At 48.4% G+C, this 832-nt stretch carries 1 protein-coding gene; it reads left to right on the top strand.

Going from position 1 to position 832, the window contains the following annotated elements:
- Window positions 1-832, top strand: an 832-nt coding sequence (gene cmoB, locus R7R24_RS25805; RefSeq protein WP_318119975.1) for a tRNA 5-methoxyuridine(34)/uridine 5-oxyacetic acid(34) synthase CmoB, incomplete at both ends; no start/stop codon positions are given.

Here is an 832-nt window from a genome sequence, read left to right as displayed (position 1 = left end):
GCAAATTTCTACCAATTGATTGCCCAAGACACGCGTCTTCAACCTTGGCTGAATGTGTTACCACAACAGTTAACGGACTGGCAAAATGCAGAGCACGGTGACTTTGGTCGCTGGTTGAAAGCACTGAACAAAATTCCAGAAGGCTCACCAGATCAAGCTGATATCAAGAACTCTGTAACCATCAGCAACGATACGCCTTTCCATGAAGGCGAACTGAAAAAGCTAGAAAATTTACTGCGTACTTTCCACCCTTGGCGCAAAGGTCCATACACGGTGCACGGCATTCATATCGATACCGAGTGGCGTAGCGACTGGAAATGGGATCGCGTACTTCCACACATTTCTCCACTGAAAAATCGCAGCGTGCTCGATGTGGGTTGTGGCAATGGTTACCACATGTGGCGCATGTTAGGCGAAGGTGCTCGTCTTTGCGTGGGTATCGACCCGTCTCACCTGTTCCTGATCCAGTTTGAAGCAATTCGCAAACTCATGGGCGGTGACCAACGTGCGCACCTACTGCCGCTGGGTATTGAGCAACTGCCTAAACTGGAAGCGTTCGATACCGTGTTCAGCATGGGTGTTCTCTACCACCGTCGTTCTCCACTTGACCATTTGATTCAACTAAAAGATCAGTTGGTTTCTGGTGGTGAGTTGGTATTGGAAACCTTGGTAATCGAAGGCGATGAAAACGCTGTACTTGTGCCGACCTCACGCTACGCTCAAATGCGCAATGTGTACTTCTTCCCGTCTCCGAAAGCACTAAAAGTGTGGCTAGCACTGGTTGGTTTTGAAGATGTTCATATTGTTGATGAGAACGTGACTTCTCTTGATG

The sequence above is a fragment of the Vibrio sp. 704 genome (genome assembly GCF_033339295.1).
Note: the sequence above shows the minus strand (reverse complement) of the source record. Positions and strands in the feature narration are given on the sequence as shown.